Consider the following 22,129-nt stretch of genomic DNA (forward strand, 5'->3'; position numbering starts at 1 on the left):
GGGGATGGGGCAGCATGACCGGGCATGGAGCGAGACCGGTACGTCGACTTCCTGCGGGCCCTGGCGATCTGCATGGTCGTGCTCGGCCACTGGCTGATCACCGCCCTCGTCCGGGAGCCGGGCGGGGGCATCGTGGCGCCCGAGCTCCTGGCGGAGATCCCCTGGACGCAGTGGCTGACCCTGGGCTTCCAGATCATGCCGCTGTTCTTCCTCGCCGGGGGCCACGCGGCGGGCGGCTCCTGGGCCCGCACCCGGGCGGCGGGAGGCACGGCGGCCCCCTGGGTGGCGCGGCGGGCCCTGCGCCTGCTGCTGCCCGCGGCCGCCTACTGCGGGCTGGTGCTGCTCGTGGTCGCGATCTGCTCGGCGGCCGGCGTGGACCGGCGCACGCTCGAGCTCGCGGGATGGGCGATGGCCATGCAGTTCTGGTTCCTCCCGGTGTACCTGCTGCTCAGCGCCCTCACCCCGGTGCTGCACGCGGCACACCGGCGCTGGGGGCCGCGGGTCCCGGTGGCGATGGGCGCGGTCGCGGTGGCGGCGGGTGCGTCGGTGACGGCGGGCGCCCCGGCCTCCACCGGGCTGGTCGACTACGTCCTGGTCTGGGGCGCGGCGTACCAGCTCGGGTTCTGCTGGCGCGACGGGCAGTTGACGCGCCTGCCCGCCGCGGCGATGGCGGTCGGCGGCGCGCTGGCCTTCACGGCGCTGATCACCCTTGGGCCGTACCCGGTGAGCCTGATCCGGGTCACCGGGGAGACCGTCGGCAACACCGACCCCCCGTCGCCGGCGATGCTGGCCTGGGTGGTGGCCCAGGCCGGCGCATGCCTGCTGGCCGCGCCGGCCGTCCGGCGGGCACTGGAGGGCGCACGCGTGGGACGGGCCGTCGGGTTCCTGGGTGGCGCGAGCATGACCCTGTACCTGTGGCACATGCTGCCCGTGCTGCTCGCCGCCGTGTTCTACCTGGTCGGCCTCGCCCCCGACGCCGCCTTCGGCAGCGCCGCCTGGTGGGCGCTGCGCGTGCCCTGGATGCTGGTTCTCGCGGTGTTCCTGGCGGGCGTGCTGGTCGCACTGCGGCCGCTGGAGCGTGCGCTCGCCCGCCTGTTCGGCGCCGTCGTCCCGCCGGCCGGCGCCCGCCACGACCGCCCCGCCCTGCTGTGGACCGGTCTGGCCTGCAGCACGGCCGCTCTCGCCTACTGGTCGGTGCACGGTCTGGCCCCCGACGGCCGGTTCCCCGCCCTGCCCGCCCTCGCGTTCGCCCTCGGCGCGGCACTTGTGGCGCTGCCCCACCGCCCGGCGGCACGCCCGACCCGTGAAGGGGAACCGGGGACGCCCGCGGAAGAGGCCGCCTGACGCCGCCCTTGCCGCCGGGCGGCGGGTTCGCCGCGTGGATCGTGGTGGCCTCTGTGGTGGCCCTTGCGGTGGTCCGACTGGGCGCGGGTAGCGCAGCGGTCCGGCGGGTGTGCCGTCCAGCCCCGCGGCTTGGCCCGCGGCACGGTGGCCTCCTGGGTCGCCGGCGCGGTCGCATGACGCCATGTCATCTTCGTGGCGGGCCGGGTGTCGTGGACGTCCCGCGGGGTCCGACCGCCCCCTCGCGGTAGCGCAGCGGTCCGACGGCTGCTCCGGCCGGAGCCGGGGCTTGGACCGCTGCGCGGCGGTTCCGGGAGCCGGCAAGGCGGCCCCGCCGCCGAAGCCGCCGTACAACCAGCCCCGCCCCGCCCCGCCCCGTCCTGCCTGTCCCGCCCGCTTGGACGCGGCGCTCGGCGCGTGCGGTGGTCAGGTCCTGCGTTCGGCGAGTTCGGCCAACGCGTCGAAGGTGCGGACGAGGACCGCACGCCGCTCGGCGCGGTACTCCGGCGAGGGAGCCAGGCCGTCGATCGCCCCGTCCCAGGCGGCGAGGAGGGCCGCCTTCCACTGCCGGACCGTCGCGGCCGCGGGGAGCACCGCGCCCGCCCAGCCCTGGGTGGCGATCAGGTGCAGCAGCTCCACGTTGCAGGGCACGGCCACGCCCCCGTACTCGTCGGGCTCCAGCGTCCCGGGGGCGCCGGCGACGGCGTCCTCGACCTCGCGGACCAGCCGCCCGGTGAGCAGGGACAGATGGTCCGCCGCCGTGTCCTCGTCGAAGTTGCCGCTGCCCCAACCGCCCACCGTTCCTCGTTCCTCCGCTCAGGGTTCGATCAGCCCGGCCCGGATCGCGTACCGCGTGAGTTCCAAGCGGTCGCGCAGGCCCAGCTTCTGCAGGATGTTGGCACGGTGGCGCTCGACCGTCTTGGCGCTGATGAAGAGGATGTCCCCGATCTCCTTGGAGGTGTGGCCCTCGGCGACCAGCTTCAGGATCTCCTCCTCCCGGTCGGTGACGGCCCGCGCGGGCAGCGGCTCGCCCTGCCGGGCGCGTTCCAGGAGGTTGCGCACCAGCGCCGTGACCGCGCCCGGGTAGATGAACGGCTCGTCGCGCACGGCGGCGCGGCAGGCCTCCACGAGGTCCCGGTCGGCGACGGACTTCGGGACGTAGCCGCTGGCCCCGGCGCGCAGCGCCTCGAAGAAGAACTGCTCGTTGTCGTGCATCGTCAGCATGAGGATGCGCAGCCCGGGCCGCAGCCGGGACAGCTCGCGGGCCGCCTGGAGCCCGGTGAGGCGGGGCATGGCGATGTCGAGGACGGCCAGGTCGAGTTCGTGGGCGCGGGCCTGCTCGATGGCCTCGGCGCCGTCCCCGGCCTCCGCGACGACGGTCAGGTCCGGTTCGTCGTCGAGGATCATCCGCACGCCGCGGCGCACCAGCGCGTGGTCGTCGGCGAGCAGGATCCGGGTCTTCGCCGCGTCGGGCACGGTCAGCGGTCCTCCTCGCGGGCGGGTACGTCGAGCCGCACCTCGGTGCCGCCGTCGGGTCCCGGACGGAGCGTGAGCCGCGCCCCGATGAGCAGGGCGCGTTCGCGCATCCCCCGGATCCCGGCGCCCTCGGGGGCGGCGCCGAGGCCCTTGCCGTCGTCGCGCACGGTCAGGCGTGCACCGGTGGCGGTGCGTTCCAGCAGGAGGTCGACCCGGCCGGCGCCCGCGTGGCGCGCGGTGTTGGTCAGGCCCTCCTGGGCCACCCGGTACAGGACCAGCTCGGTCTGCTCGTCCAGGGCGGGCAGGTGGGGGTCGAGGCGGTGGCGCACGGCCAGTGCCGGGGAGGTGAACTCGGCGGTCAGCGCCCGCAGCGCGCTGGGCAGGCCGAGTTCCTCCAGGACTCCGGGCCGCAGCCGGCGCGCGATGCGGCGGATCTCCTCCAGGCCGGCGCGGGTGGTCTCGCGGACCTGGTGCAACTCCTCGCGCAGTGGGCCGGGCGCGAGTTCGGTGACGTGCTTGAGCTGGAGCAGCACCGCGGTGAGCGTCTGCCCGACCTCGTCGTGGAGCTCCTGGGCGATCCGCTGCCGCTCGGCCTCCTGGCCGGACAGCACGTGGGCGCTGCCGGCGGCCTGTTCGCTCTCCAGCCGGTCGAGCATGGTGTTGAAGGTCGTGATGAGTTCGGCGATCTCGCCGTGCCCGGCGGCGGACGGCCGGCGCCCGGGACGCAGCAGGTCCGCCGCCGCCATGGCCCGGGTCAGCCGGCGCAGCGGCGCCAGCCCGACCCGGAGCAGCACGGCGTTGGCGACCAGCATCGCGACCAGGCCCGCCACGACCACCGCCGCCTCGGCCGGCAGGACGGGGGAGGAGACGGTGACCGGCCCCAGCAGCAGCATCGTCGCCACCATCAGCACGACGGCGTTGAGCAGGAAGATCCGCCAGAACAGCGACACGGCCACGGGCCTCCTCTCGGGGGTGAAGCGGGCAACGGACGACGGGCGCGCGAGGTCAGTCCCCGGCGACGGCGGACGGGGTGCGCTCCGGCTCGGAGCCGCTCGTACGCGCCGCCGGGGCCCGGCGCCCGGCCAGTGCCCGGGCCAGCGGCTCGGTGTAGCGGGCCGTCAGCGGGCCGAAGACCACCAGCAGCAGCACGTACGCCGTGGCCAGCGGGCCCAGCGCGGGCTCGATGCCGGCCGTGACCCCCAGCCCCGCGATGACGATGGAGAACTCGCCCCGCGCCACCAGCGCGCCGCCCGCCCGCCACCTGCCCCGCACCGCGACCCCGGCGCGCCGCGCCGCCCAGTAACCGGTGGCGATCTTGGTGAGCGCGGTGACGACCGCGAGCGCCAGCGCCGGCAGCAGGACCGGCGGGATGCTGGCCGGGTCGGTGTGCAGACCGAAGAAGACGAAGAACACCGCCGCGAACAGGTCCCGCAGCGGGCTCAGCAGCGAGTGGGCGCCCTCGGCGACCTCCCCGGACAGCGCGATGCCGACCAGGAACGCGCCGACCGCCGCAGACACCTGCAACTGCTGGGCGATGCCCGCCACCAGCAGCGTCAGGCCCAGCACGACGAGCAGCAGCTTCTCCGGGTCGTCGCTGGAGACGAACCGGGAGATCACGCGCCCGAAGCGGACCGCGACCAGCAGCACCAGGCCTGCGGCGCCCAGCGCCACGGCCAGCGTCACGCTGCCCGCGGCCCAGCCGACCCCGGCCAGCAGGGCGGTGAGGATCGGCAGGTACACCGCCATCGCCAGGTCCTCCAGGACCAGGATGCTCAGGATGACCGGCGTCTCGCGGTTGCCGAGCCGCCCGAGGTCACCCAGCACCTTCGCGATGACCCCGGAGGAGGAGATCCAGGTGACGCCCGCCAGCACCACCGCGGCCACCGGGCCCCAGCCGAGCAGCAGCGCCGCGACCGCGCCGGGCAGGGCGTTGAGCGCGATGTCGACCAGGCCCGACGGGTACTGCGTCCGCAGGTTCCCGATCAGATCGCTCGCGGTGTACTCCAGGCCGAGCATCAGCAGCAGCAGGATGACGCCGATCTCGGCGCCGATCGCCACGAACTCCTCGCTGGTGCCCAGCGGCAGGATCCCGCCCTCGCCGAAGGCGAGCCCGGCCAGCAGGTAGAGGGGGATGGGGGAGAAGCGCAACCGCCCGGCGACCCTGCCGAGCAGGCCGAGACCGAGGATGATGGCGCCGAATTCGATGAGGAAGACCGCGGAGTGCAAGGACTCACTCCCGCCCGAGTATCGCGGCGGCGGCCTCGACACCCTCACGGGTGCCGATGACGATCATCGTGTCGCCGCCGGCCAGGCGGAAGTCCGGTGCGGGGGAGGGGATCGCGTCCGCCCTGCGCAGCACGGCGACGATGGAGGCGCCGGTGTCCGTGCGCATCCGCGTCTCGCCGAGCAGGCGGCCGTTCCAGTACGAGGTGACGGGCAGTTCGATGCGCTCCGCGACCAGACCGAGGTCGGTCGTGTGCAGCAGGTTCGGGCTGTGGTGCGTCGGCATCAGCGCGTCGATCAGCGACATCGCCTCGGGCCCGGTCAGCCGCAGCGACTGCGCGCACGCGTCCGGGTCGTCGGCCCGGTACACGTTCACCGTCCGCGAACCGTCGCGGTGGGCGACCACCGACAGATGACGCCGGTCCCGCGTGGTGAGGTCGTACCGGACACCGATGCCCGGCAATGGTGTCGTGCTCATCCGCGGAGCAGGCACAGCTCGGTTCCCTTCACGGACGGCGTGCCGCCGCCCGGTTGCTCGTCCGTTTCGTCCCCCAGGGATCCTCATCCTTTCATCCGGGCGAACCGGGCCGATATGGGTGCTGACACCCATCGCGGGCCCCGTGTGACGGTTCCCACACCCGGAACGGAAAAGGCCGGGAGAACCGGTGCCTTACCTGAGCGCAGCCTTATGTGTTCTTGAAGATCCGCTCCCGACCGGCGAGTTCTCCGCCTCGGGCGCCTAGGGTCACAGTGCCCGGCACACCACGTTCGGACGTGCCCGGTGCAGTTCCCGTCGTCCGGAGGTACCCCGCGCATGAGTTCCCACAGGAAACGACACCGCGCCCGCCGCGCCCCCTCGGCGCGGTCCTGGCCGCTGGCCGCCGCGGTGGCGACGGTCGCCGCGGGCGCCCTGGTCGGGGTCGGTGCGCAGTACGGGAACAACGGCGGCAAGGACAAGGCCTCGCTGGCGGCCGGCGACCGGGAGGCCGACGACCCCGTCGCGTCCGACGCGCGCCCGGAGACCGCGAGCCCGAGCCCGACGGCCGCGAGCCCCAGCGCCTCCGCCACCCCGGAGCGGCGCAAGCCGGCCTCGCGGCACACCCGCACGCCGCGGCCCTCCGCCACGCCGACCCGTACGGTGGCCCCGTCACCGGCCTCCACGACGGTCGCGGCGCAGCCCTCGCGGTCCGACGCCGACGAGTCGGTGGTCGAGGAGATCGTCCGGCTGGTCAACGAGGAGCGCGCCTCCGCCGGATGCCGCCCCGTGACGCTGCAGGACCGGCTCACCGAGGCCGCCCAGGACTACACGGACGTGATGGCCCGCTCGGGCGAGCTCTCCCACACCGGGCCCGACGGGTCCACCATGGCCGGGCGCGTCGAGGCGGCCGGGTACCAGTGGTCGGCCCTCGGCGAGAACATAGCCGTGGGCCAGCGGACCGCCGCCGCCGTGATGGACGCCTGGATGCACAGCGAGGGGCACCGGGCGAACATCCTCAACTGCAACTTCGAGCAGATCGGAGTCGGCGTGAACACGTCGTCCAACGGTCCCTGGTGGACCCAGGACTTCGGCACGCCCCGCTGAACCGCCGACCGGCCGGTCAGCTGGGGCGGCCGGTCGGCCTCAGGCCGGGTGCGGGTGACGCCTCGCGCGTCGGGCCGCTTTCCTTCCCCCCACAGGCGGCCCGCCGGCGAGCCCGAGCGTCACCCGCACCCTCGTGCCGCCCAGTGGGCCCCTGGTGATCTCCATGCCGCCGTCGCAGGCGGCCGCCGCCCGCTGCACGATGTCCAGGCCGAGGCCGGTGGAGCCGCCGACGCTCACCCCGCGGGCCCGGGCGGTGTCCGGGTCGCTGATCCCCGGCCCCGCGTCGTCCACCGTGAGCAGCACCGTCCGGGCGGTCCGCTCCACCGTCACCGCCAGCGCGGTGCCCTGCGGGGTGTGCCGGAACACGTTGCCGATCAACGCGTCGACGACCGCCGCGAGGTCGTCCTCGCCGAGCGGGACCGCGGTCGCCTCCGCGGTCGCCTCCAGCCGGCACTCGCGCTCCTGCTGCGCCGCCAGGACGGACCAGAACTCGACCCGGCCGCGCACCACGGCCGACGCGTCGCACTCCTGCAGGCGGCCCGGGCGCTCGGGCGAGGCCGACAGCGGCGTACGGGCCGCGTCGATGATCGAGTCCAGCTCGCTCTCCAGGTGCGCGATCGCGGCCTCCAGGTCCTCGCCCCGGTAGCCGGGGACCTGCGCGGCGATCCGCTCGGCCTCCAGCTGCAACCGGGTCAGCGGGGTCCGCAGGCGGTGCGAGAGGTCGGCGACCAGTTCCCGTTCCATGGCGAGCAGTTCGACGACCCGGTCGGCCATCGTGTTGAAGGCCACGCCGGCCTCCTGCAGCTCCGGCGGCCCCTTGGGCTCCACCCGGATGCCCAGTTCCCCCGCGCCGAGCGAGCGCGAGGCGCGGGACAGACCCTGGGAGGCGCGCACCACGCGCGCGCCCAGCCGGTCGGCGACCAGCACCGACCCCGCCACCAGGCCCAGCGCCAGCAACGCCATCATCGCCCAGGACGCCGTCACCCCGCGGTCCAGGTCGGCGCGGGGGACGAAGGCCTCCACCACCGCCACCCGGTCTCGGGCCAGGATCACCGGCTGGAGGTAGACCCAGCCCGCGGAGGTGTCCGTGGCCACGGTCCGGCGTCCGTCGGCCGCCCGGTCGAGGGCCTCCTGGGAGGCGTGCACCTTTCCCACGACCTGCCCGTCGGGCAGCCGCACGCTCAGGTGGTCCCCCGAGTCCAGCCCGGCCACCGCCTGCTGGACGTCCGCGGGCCGCGTGGTGAGGGCGAGCACCGGCGCCAGCGCCGCGGCCCGCTGCTCGGCGACCGTGGTCGCCCGCGAACGGGCCTCGGACTGCACCAGCAGCGCCAGCGGGATCAGGAAGGACAGCGCCACCATCGACGTCACCGCCAGCGCCACCCCGGCCAGGGCGCGTCTCATCGCGGCGTCACCAGCTTGATGCCGACGCCCCGCACGGTGTGCAGGTAGCGCGGCTGCGAGGCCCGCTCGCCCAGCTTGCGGCGCAGCGCCGACAGATGGACGTCGATCGTCTGGTCCTCCACGTACGCCTGCTGCCACACGTCCGCCAGGATGCGGCTGCGCGGCACCACGCGGTCCGCGTGCTCCGCCAGGTAGGCCAGCAGGTCGAACTCCCTGCGCGTCAACCGCAGTTCGCGCCCGTCGTGGTACGCCACCCGGGCCGGTACGTCGATCAGCAGACCGCCCACCCGCAGCGCGCCGGCCGCGCCCTCCGGGGCCGGGCCCTGCGGCTGCGCCGGCGCCATCGCCGAACGGCGCAGCACCGCCGTCAGACGGGCCACCAACTGGCCCCCGGAGAACGGCTTCACCAGGTAGTCGTCGGCGCCCGCGTTCAGCAGCCGGATCACCTCGCTGTCGTCGTCGCGCGCGGTCGTGACGAGGACCGGGACCCGCGAGATGCCGCGCAGCATCCGCAGCACGTCCACCCCGTCCAGGTCCGGCAGCCCGAGGTCGAGCACCACGGCGTCCGGGGGGCGCTGCGCGGCCTGCCGCAACGCCTCGAAGCCGTAGGCCGAGCTGTGCACCATGTGGCCGTGCGCGGTCAGCACCTCGACCAGCCGCGCGCGTATCGCGGGGTCGTCCTCGACCAGGAGTACGGATGCCATGTGGAGGGACAGTAGCCGGTCGGGAAAGATGGCGGCGTGCCCCGGTACCTGCGCTACGTCGTCATATGGCTCTCGTGCACCGCGGTCAGCGTGACCGCGGTCATGCTCACCGTCGGCTTCGTGGTGGGCTCGACCCGCCCGACGCCGCCCGTCGCGCGGGACATCCCCGAGAGCGCGCTCGCCGGCGGCAGCCCGTCCCCCGCGCGGCCCTCGCCGTCGCGCACCGCGCCGGTGTCCCCCGCCGCGAAGCGCACCCCCAGCCCCACCGTGCGCCGGCCCACCCGGACCCCGGTCCGGCCGGCCACCACCGCGCCCCCCACCCGCACCGCCCGCCCGTCCGCCACGCCCGTCGACTGCGGGACCGGCGGCGCCGGGGTCCACACCCTCCAGTCCCAGGGCGGCCAGGCCTCGGTGCGCTTCGGCGAGGACGCCGTGTGCCTGGTGTCCGCCGTGCCCGCCAGCGGGTTCACCGTCTCCACCCGGCGTGACGGGGCGCAGCAGCTGACGGTGACCTTCTCCGGCGACCGGCACCGCTCCGAGATCGTCGCCACCACCACCCCGCAGAGCAAGGCGACCATCCGCGAGGTGTCCTGGTGACCGGGCGCGGACGGCGACCGGGATACTGGGCGCCATGCGTATCGACTTCGATCCCGAGGCCATGGGCCGGACCCCGTTCTACAAGCTCCTGACCTCGGTGGTCGTCCCGCGCCCCATCGCCTGGGTCTCGACGCTCAGCGAGGCGGGGACGGCCAACCTCGCCCCGCACTCCTTCTTCACCGTCGCCTGCGTCAGCCCGCCGGTCGTGCAGTTCACCTCGGTGGGGCGGAAGGACTCGCTGCGCAACATCGAGGAGACCCGGCAGTTCGTGGTCAACCTCGCGCCCGAGCACCTCTTCGAGCAGATCAACGCCACCGGCACCGACTTCCCGCGCGGCGTCAGCGAGTTCGACGCGGTCGGCATCGCCCGTGAGCCCAGCCGCGCGGTCAAGCCGCCGCGCGTCGCGGCCTCGCCCGTCGCCCTGGAGTGCGAACTGCACAGCACGGTCACCCTCGGCGACTCGACCGTGGTCTTCGGGCGCGTCGTCCACGCCGCCGTCTCCGAGGCCGTGATGCTCGAGGGCCACCCCGACGTGCGCAAGCTCCGCCCGCTGGCCCGCCTCGGCAAGGACGAATGGGGCACGACCGGCGAGGTCCTGGAGATCTCCCGCATCCGCTACGCCGACTGGCCGGGCGTCACCCAGGGCTGAGCGTCGTCCCGCCGTACGTCCGGCCCGGACCGGTCGTCCGGTCCGCGCCGCCGTACGACCGGTCCGGGCCCGTGGGCGTCACGGACGGTTGCGGCGGCGCAGGGACGGGTCGAGCAGTGCGGGCGGGGTGTCGAACTTCTCGTGCGGGGCGAGGTCGACGCCGGGGGCGACGATCGCGTCGATCGCGTCCAGCACGTCGGCGGAGAGCACGGTGTCCGCGGCGGCGAGGTGTGCCCGCAGGTGGTCCGGTGTGCGGGGGCCGATGATCGCGGCGGTCACGGCGGGGTGCGCCGTCACGAAGCCGAGGGCGAGCTGGACCATGGTCAGTCCGGCCTCGGCCGCGAGTGCGGCCAGCTTCTCGACGGCGTCGAGCCTGGCCCGGTTGGCGGGGAGGGCGGTGTCGAAGCGTTCCGGAAGGAACGTGGAGCGGCTGGTGGTGACCGGCCGGCCCTCGCGGACCGCGCCGGACAGCCAGCCCGAGGCCAGTGGGCTCCACGCCAGCACGCCCAGGCCGTACTCCTCGGTGACGGGCAGCACATGGGTCTCCACGGCGCGCTGCAGGATCGAGTAGCCGGGCTGTTCGGTGACGTACCGGCTCAGGTGGTGCTCGCGGGCGGCCCACTGGGCCTGCACGATGCGGTACGCGGGGAAGGTCGAGGAGCCGAAGTGGCGGATCTTGCCTGCGCGTTGCAGGTCGGTCAGGGCCGACAGGGTCTCCTCGTCGCCGGTGGCCGGGTCCCACCGGTGGACCTGGTAGAGGTCGACGTGGTCGACGCCGAGCCGGCGCAGGCTGTCCTCCAGGGCCGTGACCAGCCAGCGGCGGGAACTGCCGCGGTGGTTGCGCTCGTCGCCCATCGGCATGCCGGCCTTCGTGGCCAGCACGATGTCGTCGCGGCGGCCGGCGAGGGCCTTGCCGACCATCTCCTCCGACTCTCCGGCGCCGTACATGTCGGCGGTGTCGATGACGTTGATCCCGGCCTCGAGGGCGGCGTCGACGAGGGCGGTGGCCTCGTCCTGGGTGGTGCGCCCGATGCTGCCGAAGTTCATCGCGCCGAGGGCGAGGGAACTGACCTGCACACCGGTGCGGCCGAGGGTGCGGTACTGCATGACCGTGTTCTCCCTTGCGGGTGGGGTGGGGTGGCTGCGTGCGGCGGAAGCGCGCACGACTTGGTCCCGGGGCGTAGGCCCTGGCATGATGGGCAAACGGAACCTTGTTCCGTTAACGATACGGAACGAGGTTCCGGTTGGCAAGGCCGGTCGTGGAAGGAGTGGCACGGTGGTGGACGGCGACAAGGGCACGGGGCGGGCGCCGCGGTCCAAGCGGGCCGACGCCCGGCGCAACGAGGAGACCCTGCTCGAGGCGGCGGCCGCCGCCTTCGTCGCCTCGGGCGTGGAGGCGCCGGTGCGCGACATCGCCGCGAGGGCCGGCGTCGGAACGGGCACGATCTACCGCCACTTCCCCACCCGGGCGGATCTGATCATCGCCGTCTACCGGCACCAGGTCGACGCGTGCGCCGAGGCCGGACCCGCCCTGCTGGCGAGCAGCGCGACCCCGCACGCCGCGCTGGCGCGATGGATCGACCTGTTCGTCGACTTCCTGGTGACCAAGCACGGACTCGCCTCGGTGCTGCAGTCCGACAGCGCCGGCTTCGAGACGCTGCACGCCTCCTTCCTCGACCGCCTCGTGCCCGTGTGCGCCGGGCTGCTCGACGCCGCCGCCGCGTCCGGCGAGATCCGCTCCGACCTGGAGGCGTACGCGCTCATGCGCGGCGTCGGCAACCTCTGCATCGGCGCGGACAGCGATCCCCGCTACGACGCGCGACGCCTGGTCGGGCTCCTCGTCACCGGGCTGCGCCTGGCGGACTGACCCACCGTCAGGCGAGGCCGGCCCGGTACACCACCAGGGCGATCTGGACCCGGTTGTTCAGATCGAGCTTGGTGAGGATGTGGGACACATGTGCCTTCACCGTGGGGACGCTCATGTACAGCGACGCCGAGATCTCGGCGTTCGTCCTGCCCTGTGCCACGGCGAGCGCCACCTCCCGCTCCCGCTCCCCCAGGAGGCCGAGCAGCCGCTCCGCCTCGCCCCGGTCGTCGGGGCGCGCGGCGGTGCCCTCGTCACCGGCGGCGGTGACCGCGCCGATGAGCTGTTTGACGGCGGCCGGTGACAGGACCGGTTCGCCCGCCACGACGTTCCGCACCGCGGCGACGATCTGGGCCGGGGGCGTGTGCTTGAGGACGTAGCCCGCCGCCCCGGCCCGCAACGCCTCCAGGACGTAGCCGTCCGTGGTGAACGTGGTCAGGATCAGCACCTCGGGCGGCCGGGGCCTGCGCCGCAGTGCGGCGGTGGCGCTCAGGCCGTCCATCCGCGGCATGCGGATGTCCATCAGGACGAGGTCGGGCCGGTGCGCGTCGACCAGCGGCAGGACCTCCGTACCGTCCGCCGCCTCGGCGACCACCTCGACGTCCTCCGCCCCGGCCAGCATCATGCGCAGGCCGGAGCGCACCAGCGGGTCGTCGTCCACGATCAGGACGCGGGTCACCTGGTCCATGGCAGCCAGATCTCCAGGGCGAACTCGGTGGCGGTGAGGGTACGGCGCATGCTGCCGCCGGCCAGGACCGCCCTTTCGTTCATCCCGACCAGGCCCTGGCCGGCGCCTTCGGGACGCGCGGTGCGTTCCCGCGGCACCGGGTTGCGGGCCGTGACGGTCAGCCCCTCGCGGGCCCCGCCCGTCAGCGACAGCCGCAGCGGGCCGTCCGGCGCGTGCTTGCGGTGGTTGGTGAGGGCTTCCTGCAGGATGCGGTACACGGCCCGGCTCGTGGTGGGGTCCATGGTGGCCAGGTCCTCCGTGTCCCGGTGCACCTCGACGGTGGCGCCGGCCGCGCGCGACTCCTCGACCAGCCGGTCCATGTCGGCCACGGCGGGCTGCGGGGGCTCGGTGTGCGCGTTGACCGTGGGGGTGCGCAGGACGCGCAGCACGTCCTGGAGGTCCTCCAGGGCCTGTCCGGCGCTCTGCCGGATGACACCGGCCGCCTCGGCGACCTGGGCGGGCGACGCCGTGGGATGGAACTCCAGCGCCCCGGCGTGCACGCTGAGCAGGGTCAGCCGGTGGGCCAGCACGTCGTGCATCTCCCGGGCGATCTCCTCCCGGGCGTGCTGCCGGGCCTGCTCGGCCCGCAGGTCCGCGTCCCGCTCCGCCCGCTCGGCCCTCTCCCGCACACCGGCCACGTACAGCCCCCAGCCGACGGCGCCGCCCACGAACGCCACGGCCGACACGGCCGTGGCGGAGATGAGGGGCCCGGAGTACGAGGCGCGCACGAACTGCGCCGGGACCGGCAGCAGGGCCACCACGGTGACCATGAGCGTGGTGCGCAGGGGGCGCGTGGCGGCCACGGTGAACAGCGCCACCAGCAACGGCACGACCACGGGCCACACGACCGACAGCGCCACCAGGACCAAGGCCAGCACGACCGGGTGACGCTTGCGCCAGAACAGTGCCGCGCAGGCCAGCAGCGGGATCAGCGCCGTCTGGGACGGCCGCCAGGAGATCGGCAGCAGCGAGGTGAGCAAGGCACCGCTGGACAGTTGCGGGTACACGTGCAGACCCGACTGCTGGACCCGCACGACGAAGAGCGTCAGCCCGGCGGCCGCGACCACCACGCCCGCGTCCACGACCCGCGGGTGCCCGAGCAGGGCCCGTCTCACATCGATCACGCACGCAACCGTAAACGCCGTTCCCGGTCCGGATCAAAACATACGGGCCCCCTTGATAGACTTCTATACCAAAGTATGGGGACGCCCGGTGCGCATCGTCCCTTCGGACGGAAAAGGCGTATACCCGCAGTCGAATTCCGGGTTTCCCGCGGTCCTTACCTTTGCGGCCATGAATTCCAGGAAATTCTCCCGACGCCTCACCCGGGCCGGAGTTCCCGCCGCACCGCGGCCGGGGACCCGGGTCGCCGTCGTACTGGCCGCCGTCGCCTCCGTCGCCGTGATCAGCGGATGCAGCACCCTCCACGGAGTGACGTCACCGGCCGACGCGCGCGCCGCCGCCCACCGCGCGGACCGGGCCGGCAGCCACCGCCCCGCCCCCGACTGCACCGTCGAGAAATGCGTGGCGCTCACCTTCGACGGAGGGCCCGGCGCCACCACGCCGGAACTGCTGGACATTCTCGCGGAGAAGAAGGTCCGCGCCACCTTCTTCGTCCAGGGGAAAGGCCACACCGACACCTATCCGCAGACCCTGCGGCGCATGGCGCGCGAAGGCCACGAAATAGGCAACCACACCTGGTCGCACAAGGTGCTCACGGAACTGGACGCGCGGCAGGTGAGCGACGAGCTGACCCCGGTCCAGAACGACGTCCGAAGGATCACCGGACACGCCCCCACCCTGATGCGCCCACCGCAGGGCCGCACCGACGACGACGTCTCGGCGGTCATGCGCGAGCTGGGCCTGGCCCAGGTGCTGTGGAGCGTCACCGCGAAGGACTACGCCACGACCGACACCGCACTGATCACCCGGCGGGTCCTGGAACAGACGCAGCGCGACGGGATCATCCTCCTCCACGACCGCTACCGGGGCACGGTCCCCGCCGTCCCCGGGATCGTCGACGCCCTGCGCCGCCAGGGCTACGTCCTCGTGACCGTCTCCGAGCTGATGGCTCCCGCCGTACCGCGCCCCGGCACGGTCTACCGGCCGTGACGGTGGCCCCGGCGTCTGCGGCCCCCGGCCGGTCCCCTCGCCGACGACGGATCCGCGCCGTGCGGTGGCGCAGTCGCGTGCCGCGCCCCCCGGAGGGTCAGCGCTTGCGGCGGCTGCGGGCGGCGACGACGACGGCGGCGAGGCCGGTGACCGCGATGAAGCCCATCGCGACGAGGAAGGCCGGCGACGTCGGTGTCGCGGCGCGGCTGCCGGCGATGACGTAGGCCGCCGTGTTGGGCACGCTGCCCAGCGCCGTGGCCAGCAGGAAGGGCGCGAGGCGCATCCGCGAGACCGCCGCGCTGTAGTTGGCCGCCGCGAACGGCACCCCGGGGAAGAGCCGCATCGCCAGCATCGTGCGGAAGCCGTGCTCGCTGAGCTGGCGGTCCGCGGCGAGCAGCACCCGGCCGCGGAGCAGCGGGCGCAGCGCGTCCCGCCCGAGGAGGCGGCCGAGGACGAAGGCGAGGCCGGCGCCGAGCACCGTGCCGGCGAGGGCCGCGGGCAGTCCGGCCTGGGCACCGAAGAGCGCTCCCGCGCCGATGTTGAGCAGGGGGCGCGGTACGAAGGCGAGGGCGCAGAGCCCGTAGCCCGCGGCGAAGAGCACCACGGCCGCGGCGCCGGTGAGTTGCGCGGGCCAGCCGTGCGCGAGCAGCCGCTGGGGCTCCCACACCAGCACCGAGGCCGCGGCCCCGGACAGGAGGACGACCAGCAGCGCCAGCCGGGCCCACGACGCCGGTCGCGAGCGCGGTCGGGAGAGGACGGTGACCTCGGACATCCCGCGAGCCTAGCGGAGGAGGATGTCGCTCCGGTGCCGCCGCGTACCGTAGGGCCATGGCCCCTCCCGCCCCGGTCCTGCCGGACAGCGCCCTCGCCGATCTCGTGCTGCCCCGGCTGACCTCGGCGTACGGTGCCGCCGCCGACCCGGTGCGGGCCGCCTCGGCGGCGGCGTACATGCGGGACGCGTTCCCGTTCCTCGGTATCGCCACGCCGGCCCGGCGTACCCTGTCCCGCGCCGTGCTCGCGGGCACGCCGCGCCCGGGCGAGGCCGACTGCACGGCCGTCGGCCTGCGTTGCTGGGCGCTCCCCGAACGGGAGTACCGCTACTTCGCCGTGGACTACCTGCGTCGTCACGTGGGGCGCTGCTCCTCGGACTTCCTCGGCACGGCCCGGCACCTGATCACGACGGAGCCGTGGTGGGACACCGTCGACCTGCTCGCCGCGCACGTCGTCGGACGGCTCGTGGCCGCCGACCCCGCCCTGGTGGACGTGATGGACGAGTGGATCGCCGGCGAGGACCTCTGGCTCGCCCGCACCGCGCTGCTGCACCAGTTGACGTACAAGGCGGACACCGACCCCGGCCGGCTGTTCCGCTACTGCCTGCGTCAGGCGGACCACCGGGACTTCTTCGTCCGCAAGGCGATCGGCTGGGCACTGCGCGAGTACGCCCGCACCGATCCCGGCGCCGTGCGGGCGTTCCTCGCGGAGGCGGGGGAGCGGCTGTCGCCGCTGTCGGTACGAGAGGCGGGGAAGCACCTGTGAGCGGGACCGACGGACGCGGCCGGGTGCGCCGCAGCTACGACACCGTGGCCGAGGAGTACCGGGAGCGCATCGGGACCGAGTTGGCGTACAAGCCGCTGGACCGGGCCCTGCTGGCGGCCCTCGCCGAGCAGAGCGCGGACGGCGCGCCCGTGGCGGACCTGGGGTGCGGCCCCGGCCACGTCACGGCGTGGCTCGCGGAGCGCGGGGCGCGGACCGTGGGCATCGACCTGTCGCCGGGAATGGTCGCGCTCGCCCGCCGCGAGCACCCCGGGGCCGAGTTCCGTGAGGGCGACTTGCTCCGCCTCCCTGCGGCGGACGGCGAGTTCGGGGCGCTGGTGGCGCTCTACGCGGTGGTCCACCTGACGCCCGGTGAACTGCGGGCGGCGTTCGGCGAGATGCGGCGCGTGCTGCGTCCGTCCGGGCGGGTGCTCGTGGCCTTCCACGTCGGGACGGAGATCCGGCACGTGACGCAGTGGTGGGGGCACGAGGTCGACGTCGACTTCCACTTCCACGACCCCGGGACGGTCACCGAGGCGCTGACCGACGCCGGGTTCGAGGTGGAGGCGCGGCTGGAGCGGGCCCCCTACCCGCAGGAGACGGAGACCCGGCGCGCCTACGTCCTCGCCCGCGTCAGCGGGGCGTGAGGCGGCCCGCCGGAAAATAGTTCGACCGACGGCCGTGCCGTACCCGATCATCGACGGCATGTCCCGGTACGCCTTCAGCGCAGATACGTCCGCAGTCGCGGACGCGCTGCAGGCTGCCCCGGCACAGGCTTTCTCGGCCAACGCGTTCGGCGGCGCCCGAACCTGACCCTTCCCGGACAGTCCGGCGGACCCCGCAGGGGGAGGGTCGGCACGGTCCAGGGGTCCCGCACGCGAGGCGATGAATCGACTTACCGAGGAAGCAACATGCCCAAGCAGGCGTACGTGCGCACCAAGCCGCACCTCAACATCGGGACCATGGGTCACGTCGACCACGGCAAGACCACGCTGACCGCCGCCATCACGAAGGTGCTCAGCGCCCGCGGCTCCGCCGCGTTCGTGCCGTTCGACCGGATCGACAAGGCCCCGGAGGAGGCCGCGCGGGGGATCACGATCACCATCGCGCACGTCGAGTACGAGACGGACACCCGGCACTACGCGCACGTCGACATGCCCGGTCACGCCGACTACGTGAAGAACATGATCACCGGCGCGGCCCAGCTCGACGGGGCGATCCTCGTCGTCTCCGCCCTCGACGGCGTCATGCCGCAGACCGCCGAGCACGTGCTGCTCGCCCGCCAGGTCGGCGTGGAGCACATCGTGGTGGCGCTCAACAAGGCCGACGCCGGCGACCCCGAACTCACCGACCTGGTCGAGCTGGAGGTGCGCGAGCTGCTGTCCGCCCAGGGGTACCCGGGCGACACGCTGCCCGTCGTCCGGGTGTCGGGCCTGCGGGCGCTGGAGGGCGACCCGCGGTGGACGTCGGCGATCGAGGCGCTGCTCGACGCGGTCGACACCCACGTGCCGATGCCGCACCGCTACACCGACGCGCCCTTCCTGCTGCCGGTGGAGAACGTGCTGACCATCACCGGACGCGGCACGGTCGTCACCGGCGCCGTGGAGCGGGGCACGGTGCGGGTCGGCGACCGCGTGGAGGTGCTCGGCGCGGAGACGGCGAGCGTGGTGACCGGTCTGGAGACCTTCGGCAAGCCGATGGACGAGGCCCAGGCCGGCGACAACGTGGCGCTGCTGCTGCGTGGTGTGGCACGGGACGTGGTCCGGCGGGGCCACGTGGTGGCCGCGCCTGGCAGTGTCACGCCGAGCCGCCGGTTCCGGGCGCGGGTCTACCTGCTGCCGGCCGCCGAGGGCGGGCGGCGCACCGGGATCGCCAGCGGCTACCGGCCGCAGTTCTACGTCCGCACCGCCGACGTCGTCGGCGACGTGGACCTGGGCGAGGTGGGGGCGGCCCTGCCGGGGGCGACCGTCGAGATGACGGTCGAGCTGGGCCGGCCGGTGCCGCTGGAGCCGGGGCTCGGCTTCGCGATCCGTGAGGGTGGCCGCACCGTCGGCGCGGGCACCGTCACGGCGCTCGCCGAGTGAGCGCGGGGGGCCGGGGGTTCCGCCCCCGGGCCCCCTGGTGTGCTGGGACAATTGCGGAGTGGAGGACGACGGACGCATACCCGTGACCCAGGACGTGGACTTCGGCGCGGCCAGGCTGCTGCCGGACGTGGACCGGCCCGCGGGCTGGCTGCTCACGGTCGACGGGGCCCCTCAGTCGTACGTGGACCTGGACGATCCCACCTACCTGGAGTTCGAGTACGCGCGGCGCCTCGCCCACGTGCTGGACGAGGCCGCGCCCGAGGGCGCGCCGCTGGACGTCGTCCACCTGGGCGGCGGCGCCCTGACGCTGCCCCGCTACACCGCCGCGACGCGGCCCGGTTCGCGGCAGCGGGTCGTGGAGGCCGACCGGGCGCTCGCCGCGCTGGTCGCCGTCCGCCTCCCGCTCGGGCGCGGCGGCGACGGCGTGGCGATCACGACGGACGACGCCCGTGCCTGGCTCGAGGCCGCCCCGGAGGCGTCGGCGGACGTCGTCGTGGCGGACGTCTTCGGCGGTTCGCGGGTGCCGGCGCACCTGACCTCGTACGAGTTCGTCACCGAGGCGGCCCGGGTGCTGCGTCCCGGCGGGGTGTACCTGGCGAATCTCGCCGACTCGGCGCCCTTCGACTTCCTGCGGCCGCAGATCGCGGGCCTGCGCGAGCTGTTCGGCCAGGTGTGCCTGATCGCCGAGCCCGGGGTGCTGCGGGGCCGCCGTTTCGGCAACGCCGTGCTGGCCGCGAGCAGCGCCCCGCTGCCGGTGGACCGGATCGCGCGGCGTACCGCGTCCGACGTCTTCCCCGCCCGTGTGGTGGACGGCGACGCGCTGGAGGTGTTCGGACGGGGGGCGCGGCCGGTCTACGACAAGGACGCGGTGCCCTCGCCGATCCCGCCCGACGGTTCCTTCGGCGTCGGCTGACCGCCCCGCGCGACCGTCCGCCCGCCCGCGGGGTCGTCCACGCGCCGCAGCCGCCGCACCTCGGGGAGGGTGAGCACCGCGCCCGTGAGCAGCACCGTCAGCCCCGCGCAGCCCCACAGCGCCCCGTTCAGGCCGAAGGCGTCCGCGGCCGGGCCCGCCAGCGCCGTGCCGATCGGCATCATGGAGACCGAGCCGAACCAGTCGTAGGCCGCGACGCGGGAGAGCTTGTCCTCGGGGATCTCCTGGTGCAGCGCCATCATCCAGGCCACGCCGAACACCTCGATCGACAGGCCGGCGACGAGCATCGCGCAGGCCAGCAGCGGCACCGGGAGCGCCAGGGCCAGCGCGGCGGCGGGCAGCGAGAACGGGAAGACGCAGAGCACTCCGGCGAGCAGGATGCGGCGCGGCCGCCAGCGGAGCATCAGCAGCCCGCCCAGCAGGTTCCCGACGCCGAACGCGGCCAGCGCCGCGCCCCACGGCCCGGCACCGCCGAGGTGCTCCCGGGCGACGAGCGGCCCGTACACCGCGTCGGCGGCCGTGATCACGGCGTTGACGACCGAGAACTGCACCACGATGCCCCACAGCCAGCGCCGTGAGACGAACTCCCGCCAGCCGTCGCGCAGATCGCCCAGCAGACCGCCGCGCAGACCGCCCGCGCGCCGCTCCGCGCGGTCGCGCAGCGTCGCCGGGGACACCCGCAGCAGCGCGCGCAGCCCCGCCGCGACCGCGAAGCACGTCGCGTCCACCGCGAGGACCCAGCCCGGTCCGGCGAGGGCGACCAGCGCCCCGGCGAGCGCGGCGCCGCCGACGTTCGCCCCGTTGACGCCGAGCCGGAACACCGCGAAGGCGCGGCCCGCGTGGGCGGAGTCGACGGTCGAGAGCAGCATCCCCTCGTTGGCGGGGGCGAAGAAGGCCTGCCCGGTGCCGCCCAGCGCGGACAGCACGGCCATGTGCCAGATCTCGGCCCGGCCGGTCAGCACCAGGACCGCGAACAGGCCCTGCGAGACCGTGTTCAGGCAGTTGGCGGCGACCATGACCCGGTGCCGCGGCAGCCGGTCCGCGACCGCGCCACCGATGAGCAGGAAGACGACCAGGGGCACCGTCCGCGCTGCGGCGACCAGCCCGATCTCCGTACCGCCGCCGCCCGCCTGCAGGACCGCGAACGCCGACGCGACGACGGCGCCCGAGGCGCCGAGCCCGGTCACGAAGGCGGAGGCGGCGAGGAGCCGGAAGTTGCGGCCGGCCCAGTCCGGGAAGCGCGGCCGGTGGGAGACGTGGCGTTTCACCCGGGGACTATCGTCGCTGGGCCGGTCTTTGGCAAACCCATTTCCGGCCGACGGCCGGGCCGTAGCCCGAGCCGGCCGGATCGGGCTACGGCCTCGGCCTCAGCCGACCAGCCGGACGCTGTCGCGGACCTTGGCCACCGTCCCGGCGTCGACCGCGCCCGCGTAGCCGCTGTCCACGACCAGCAGCCAGGAGCGGACCTCCTTGTCCTTGCCGAGGAAGGTGAAGCTGTACGAGGTGCCGTCGGCCGCGCACGAGCCCTTCATCCCGGTCGCGCGCGTGGAGGCGATCCAGCCGGGCACGCCCTGGGCGTTGGTGTAGGCGCGGGGGGCGGCCTCGGTGAGCTTGGTGCGGCCCTCCTTGTTGTACTTGCCGTACGCCCAGTTGTAGGCCTCGTTGGCGGCCTCGGACTTCAGGCTCTTGGCGCCCTTGCCGCCCTTCACGCCCGCCAGACCGCGCTCGTCGGTGCCGCACCACTTCTCGTCGAGGACGGCGGCGCCCCCGGTGACGACGCGGTTGTCGTCCCACTCGTAGCCGATGAGCAGGCCCTGCGGCTTGACCGTCCAGCCCTTGGGGACGTCGTAGGCGACGCCCATGTCACTGCGCACGACGGTCTGCCAGTCGGGCACCACGGGCTTGATCGTGTCCTCACCGGGGTTGCCGCGGGCGTCGTCCGGGCCGGGGCCCTGCTCACCCTCCTCGCTCCCGGACGTGGAGGGCGTGGGGGCGGGGGAGTCCGGGGCGCTTTCCGAGGCGACCGGCGAGCCGCTGCCGGACGGGCCGGCCTGCGGGCTCTTGTCGTCGCCGGTGAGCTTCACGGCGACCAGGACACCGGCGGCGACCACCGCGACCGCGGCCACCACCGACACCGCGACCACCGCGCCCCGCCGCCCCCCGGGCGGCTTCGGCCCACTCGGCCCCGGCGGCGGCCCCCACATCTGCGGAGGCTGCTGGTAGGCCGGGTGCTGCTGCGGCTGGTACGGGGCGGGCTGCTGCTGCCCCCACTGGGGCTGGTTCTGTGGGGGCTGCTGCGGATACTGCGGTTCCCCCGGCTGCTGCTGTCCTGGCCACATGGCTGGAAACACTAGGGGTTGAGCGGCCGCGGTTCCACGGAAGTGCTGATTACTTGCTGGTAACATCCGGCCATGTCCGAGAACCAGCCCCAGATAGGCGAGCTCATGGCGGCCACCGTGCCGATGGCCGCCACCCTCAGCATCGAGTTCCTGGAGACCACCGCCGAGCGCGCCGTGGTCCGCCTCCCCGACCAGCCCGCCTACCACAACCACGTCGGCGGCCCCCACGCCGGCGCGATGTTCACCCTCGCCGAGACCGCCAGCGGCGCCGTCGTCCTGGCCGCCTTCGCCGACCAGCTCTCCCGCGCCGTCCCCCTCGCCGTCCGCGCCGAGATCGGCTACAAGAAGCTCGCCATGGGCCCGGTCACCGCCACCGCCCAGCTCGGCCGCCCCGCCGCCGACGTCATCGCCGACCTCGACAAGGGCGAACGCCCGGAGTTCCCCGTCACCGTCGCCCTCGCGCGCGAGGACGGCGCCGTCACGGGCGAGATGACCATCGTGTGGACCCTGCGCCCCGACAACTGACGCTGTCGCGGGAGGACCCGTCCCGGCGGTGGGGCCGGAAC

The 22,129-nt window shown here is 74.4% G+C and carries 24 protein-coding genes; 11 read left to right on the forward strand and 13 right to left on the reverse strand.

Going from position 1 to position 22,129, the window contains the following annotated elements; translation table 11 throughout:
• Positions 1-24 precede the first annotated feature (24 nt).
• Positions 25-1,344, forward strand: coding sequence for an acyltransferase (locus tag OG937_36210; GenBank protein ID WUD76753.1), 1,320 nt, complete (start codon positions 25-27; stop codon positions 1,342-1,344).
• Between the two features lie 423 nt (positions 1,345-1,767).
• On the opposite strand, the gene OG937_36215 is transcribed toward OG937_36210, so the two are convergent.
• Genes OG937_36215 through OG937_36235 form a run of 5 tightly spaced genes read right to left on the reverse strand, consistent with a single transcriptional unit; the run spans position 1,768 to position 5,518 of the window.
• Complete coding sequence (locus tag OG937_36215; protein ID WUD76754.1) at positions 1,768-2,139, reverse strand: DUF4259 domain-containing protein; 372 nt, start codon at positions 2,137-2,139, stop codon at positions 1,768-1,770.
• Positions 2,140-2,157: 18 nt separating this feature from the next.
• Positions 2,158-2,817 (reverse strand): response regulator transcription factor, encoded by a 660-nt coding sequence (locus tag OG937_36220; protein WUD76755.1) that lies wholly within the window; start codon positions 2,815-2,817, stop codon positions 2,158-2,160.
• Between the two features lie 2 nt (positions 2,818-2,819).
• Positions 2,820-3,767 carry a HAMP domain-containing sensor histidine kinase gene (locus OG937_36225; protein ID WUD79001.1) on the reverse strand — a complete coding sequence of 316 codons (948 nt, stop codon included), beginning with the start codon at positions 3,765-3,767 and terminating at the stop codon, positions 2,820-2,822.
• 55 nt (positions 3,768-3,822) lie between these two features.
• Positions 3,823-5,043, reverse strand: a complete 1,221-nt coding sequence (locus OG937_36230; protein ID WUD76756.1) for a cation:proton antiporter — start codon at positions 5,041-5,043, stop codon at positions 3,823-3,825.
• A gap of 4 nt (positions 5,044-5,047) precedes the next feature.
• Positions 5,048-5,518: a potassium transporter TrkA gene (locus tag OG937_36235; GenBank protein ID WUD76757.1), complete on the reverse strand. Its 471-nt coding sequence runs from the start codon at positions 5,516-5,518 to the stop codon at positions 5,048-5,050.
• A gap of 336 nt (positions 5,519-5,854) precedes the next feature.
• Here OG937_36235 and OG937_36240 point away from each other — a divergent pair, with 336 nt between their 5' ends.
• On the forward strand, positions 5,855-6,622 hold the full coding sequence (locus OG937_36240; protein WUD76758.1) for a CAP domain-containing protein: 768 nt from the start codon (positions 5,855-5,857) through the stop codon (positions 6,620-6,622).
• 39 nt (positions 6,623-6,661) lie between these two features.
• Here the strand turns inward: OG937_36240 and OG937_36245 are convergent, their stop codons facing one another.
• On the reverse strand, positions 6,662-8,023 hold the full coding sequence (locus OG937_36245) for a HAMP domain-containing histidine kinase (GenBank protein ID WUD76759.1): 1,362 nt from the start codon (positions 8,021-8,023) through the stop codon (positions 6,662-6,664).
• A complete protein-coding gene (locus OG937_36250; protein WUD76760.1) occupies positions 8,020-8,727 on the reverse strand; it encodes a response regulator transcription factor in 708 nt (235 codons plus the stop codon). Before OG937_36250 ends, OG937_36245 begins: the two co-directional genes overlap by 4 nt.
• Before the next feature lie 36 nt (positions 8,728-8,763).
• Here OG937_36250 and OG937_36255 point away from each other — a divergent pair, with 36 nt between their 5' ends.
• Both OG937_36255 and OG937_36260 read left to right on the forward strand, forming a co-directional pair.
• The gene (locus OG937_36255) at positions 8,764-9,324 is read left to right on the forward strand and encodes a hypothetical protein (GenBank protein ID WUD76761.1); all 561 of its coding nucleotides are present in this window, start codon (positions 8,764-8,766) and stop codon (positions 9,322-9,324) included.
• 34 nt (positions 9,325-9,358) lie between these two features.
• Positions 9,359-9,973, forward strand: a complete 615-nt coding sequence (locus tag OG937_36260) for a flavin reductase family protein (protein ID WUD76762.1) — start codon at positions 9,359-9,361, stop codon at positions 9,971-9,973.
• A gap of 78 nt (positions 9,974-10,051) precedes the next feature.
• Here the strand turns inward: OG937_36260 and OG937_36265 are convergent, their stop codons facing one another.
• The gene (locus OG937_36265) at positions 10,052-11,080 is read right to left on the reverse strand and encodes an aldo/keto reductase (protein WUD76763.1); all 1,029 of its coding nucleotides are present in this window, start codon (positions 11,078-11,080) and stop codon (positions 10,052-10,054) included.
• A 169-nt stretch (positions 11,081-11,249) separates the two neighbouring features.
• On the opposite strand from OG937_36265, the gene OG937_36270 reads away from it, so the two are divergent.
• Complete coding sequence (locus OG937_36270; GenBank protein ID WUD76764.1) at positions 11,250-11,840, forward strand: TetR/AcrR family transcriptional regulator; 591 nt, start codon at positions 11,250-11,252, stop codon at positions 11,838-11,840.
• A gap of 7 nt (positions 11,841-11,847) precedes the next feature.
• Here OG937_36270 and OG937_36275 read toward each other — a convergent pair whose 3' ends face one another.
• Entirely contained in the window at positions 11,848-12,525 is a 678-nt protein-coding gene (locus OG937_36275) for a response regulator transcription factor (protein ID WUD76765.1), read from the reverse strand.
• Positions 12,513-13,688, reverse strand: coding sequence for a histidine kinase (locus OG937_36280; protein ID WUD76766.1), 1,176 nt, complete (start codon positions 13,686-13,688; stop codon positions 12,513-12,515). The genes OG937_36275 and OG937_36280 overlap by 13 nt, the downstream gene beginning before the upstream one ends.
• Positions 13,689-13,857: 169 nt before the next feature.
• Between OG937_36280 and OG937_36285 the strand changes: the two genes are divergently transcribed.
• Positions 13,858-14,676, forward strand: a complete 819-nt coding sequence (locus tag OG937_36285; protein WUD76767.1) for a polysaccharide deacetylase family protein — start codon at positions 13,858-13,860, stop codon at positions 14,674-14,676.
• A gap of 97 nt (positions 14,677-14,773) precedes the next feature.
• On the opposite strand, the gene OG937_36290 is transcribed toward OG937_36285, so the two are convergent.
• Positions 14,774-15,448, reverse strand: coding sequence for a TVP38/TMEM64 family protein (locus OG937_36290; protein WUD76768.1), 675 nt, complete (start codon positions 15,446-15,448; stop codon positions 14,774-14,776).
• Positions 15,449-15,504: 56 nt separating this feature from the next.
• Here OG937_36290 and OG937_36295 point away from each other — a divergent pair, with 56 nt between their 5' ends.
• The 4 genes from OG937_36295 to OG937_36310 all read left to right on the forward strand — a co-directional run bounded on the left by OG937_36295 (position 15,505) and on the right by OG937_36310 (position 19,206).
• Positions 15,505-16,212 carry a DNA alkylation repair protein gene (locus tag OG937_36295; GenBank protein WUD76769.1) on the forward strand — a complete coding sequence of 236 codons (708 nt, stop codon included), beginning with the start codon at positions 15,505-15,507 and terminating at the stop codon, positions 16,210-16,212.
• Entirely contained in the window at positions 16,209-16,856 is a 648-nt protein-coding gene (locus tag OG937_36300) for a class I SAM-dependent methyltransferase (protein ID WUD76770.1), read from the forward strand. Before OG937_36295 ends, OG937_36300 begins: the two co-directional genes overlap by 4 nt.
• A 264-nt stretch (positions 16,857-17,120) precedes the next feature.
• The gene (tuf, locus tag OG937_36305; GenBank protein ID WUD76771.1) at positions 17,121-18,293 is read left to right on the forward strand and encodes an elongation factor Tu; all 1,173 of its coding nucleotides are present in this window, start codon (positions 17,121-17,123) and stop codon (positions 18,291-18,293) included.
• 37 nt (positions 18,294-18,330) lie between these two features.
• Entirely contained in the window at positions 18,331-19,206 is an 876-nt protein-coding gene (locus OG937_36310) for a fused MFS/spermidine synthase (GenBank protein WUD76772.1), read from the forward strand.
• Here the strand turns inward: OG937_36310 and OG937_36315 are convergent.
• Together OG937_36315 and OG937_36320 are read right to left on the reverse strand one after the other, a co-directional pair.
• Positions 19,146-20,492 carry an MFS transporter gene (locus tag OG937_36315; protein ID WUD76773.1) on the reverse strand — a complete coding sequence of 449 codons (1,347 nt, stop codon included), beginning with the start codon at positions 20,490-20,492 and terminating at the stop codon, positions 19,146-19,148. The two genes, OG937_36310 and OG937_36315, sit on opposite strands and share 61 nt — an antisense overlap.
• Positions 20,493-20,591: 99 nt before the next feature.
• Complete coding sequence (locus tag OG937_36320; GenBank protein WUD76774.1) at positions 20,592-21,563, reverse strand: hypothetical protein; 972 nt, start codon at positions 21,561-21,563, stop codon at positions 20,592-20,594.
• Positions 21,564-21,635: 72 nt separating this feature from the next.
• On the opposite strand from OG937_36320, the gene OG937_36325 reads away from it, so the two are divergent.
• Positions 21,636-22,088: a DUF4442 domain-containing protein gene (locus OG937_36325; protein ID WUD76775.1), complete on the forward strand. Its 453-nt coding sequence runs from the start codon at positions 21,636-21,638 to the stop codon at positions 22,086-22,088.
• Positions 22,089-22,129 lie beyond the last annotated feature (41 nt).

Origin of the sequence: Streptomyces sp. NBC_00510 (assembly GCA_036013505.1) — a bacterium.
GTDB lineage: Bacteria > Actinomycetota > Actinomycetes > Streptomycetales > Streptomycetaceae > Actinacidiphila.